Genomic DNA, 1434 nt, shown 5'->3' with positions numbered 1-1434 from the left:
GGTTCCATCGGCGTCGTGATGATGCACGCCGATTTCAGCGGCAACCTCGAACAGGACGGCATCAAGGTCACGCTGATCCATGCCGGTCGTCACAAGGTGGACGGAAGCCCCTTCCTGCCGCTTCCGCCCGAAACGCGGGCGCGCTGGCAGGCGCAGGTCGAAGCGATGCGCGACAGCTTCGCCGCCGCAGTTGCACAAGGCCGGGGCCGTCGCACGACGAAGGCCGCCGCGCTGGCGACGGAAGCCGACGCCTTCGACGCGCAGGACTCGCTTCGGCTCGGCCTCGTCGACGCCGTTGGGAACGGACAGGAGGCGTTCGCCGCCTTCGTGAAGGAAGTCAACCGAAAGGGCTGAAACCATGGCCAAGAGCATTTTGGCCGCCGTCCACGATGCGATGCTCGGGGACGCGGTCGAACCTGTGCCCGAAGGGGCAGAACCCGGCGCCCCGGCGTCAGACGCTAACCAGAAGGAAAGTGCTATGTCGAAAGACGATGCGCCCGCCGGCGGCGACAAGAAGCCCGGCATCTCGCAGGCCGAGCACGACGCTGCCGTCACCGCAGCGTCGGAGACCGGCAAGGCGGAGGGGGCGAAGGCGGAAAGCGACCGCCTTGCCGCGGCCCTCGGCGCGGAAGGCGTGAAGGGCGACGGGGGCCGCATGGCCGCTGCCCTCGACCTCGCGATCAAGTCGCCGGGCATGTCGGGCGCCGACGTCGCCGCCTTCGTGGTGGCGAACGTGTCGCCGACGAAGGCCGCCGACACCGCTGCCTCCTACGAACAGCAGCGCCTCGCCGCCGCCGGGCCTGCGGCCCCTTCGGCCCCTGCCAAGAAGGCAACCATCGACACGTCCGCGATCTATGCCTCGCGGCGCAAGCAGAATCAGGAGGGCTGATCAATGCTCGGCATCAAGACAGAAGGCCCGCGCAATCTTGCTTTCGTGCTGTCCGAAGGCAACGGCAAGATTTCGCGCGACGTCGTCACCATCGCCTCGGGGGCCGGCAAGCTGGAACCCGGCACCCTGCTCGGCGTCATCACCGCCAGCAAGAAATACACCTTCTCGCCGAACGCCGAGGTCTCCGGCATCGAAGGCGCGGAGGTGGCCAAGGCCATTCTCGCCTACGGCGTCGACGCCACGTCGGCGGACGTCGAGGCCGTGGTCATCAGCCGGCAGGCGGAAGTGAAGGAGCCGATGCTCATCTTCCATTCGTCGGTCGACAACGACAACAAGCGCACGGCGAAGCTCGGTCAGCTTGCCGCTGTCTCGATCATCGCTCGATAGGAGGGCCTCATGTCCGGACCAATGGTAGATATTTGGGATGGTGAAGGCTTCACCATCGAGTCGCTCACGGCGGCGATCAACAGCGAGCCGTATCGGCCGGGGCAGATTTCCGCCACCGGCCTTTTCGAAGAGGACGGCGTGAGCACCACGCGCATCTC

The 1434-nt window shown here is 66.7% G+C and carries 3 protein-coding genes; all 3 read left to right on the top strand.

The features are described 5' to 3' along the window. On the top strand, positions 1–354 hold a 354-nt coding region (locus tag V7050_RS20180), incomplete at its 5' end, for a S49 family peptidase (RefSeq protein WP_324411163.1). Between the two features lie 4 nt (positions 355–358). Continuing rightward, a complete protein-coding gene (locus tag V7050_RS20175) occupies positions 359–889 on the top strand; it encodes a hypothetical protein (protein WP_324411161.1) in 531 nt (176 codons plus the stop codon). A gap of 3 nt (positions 890–892) precedes the next feature. After that, on the top strand, positions 893–1276 hold the full coding sequence (locus V7050_RS20170) for a head decoration protein (RefSeq protein WP_324411155.1): 384 nt from the start codon (positions 893–895) through the stop codon (positions 1274–1276). Positions 1277–1434 lie beyond the last annotated feature (158 nt).

This window comes from Amaricoccus sp., assembly GCF_036846665.1.
GTDB lineage: Bacteria > Pseudomonadota > Alphaproteobacteria > Rhodobacterales > Rhodobacteraceae > Amaricoccus.
This window is presented reverse-complemented; position numbering and strand designations above follow the sequence as displayed.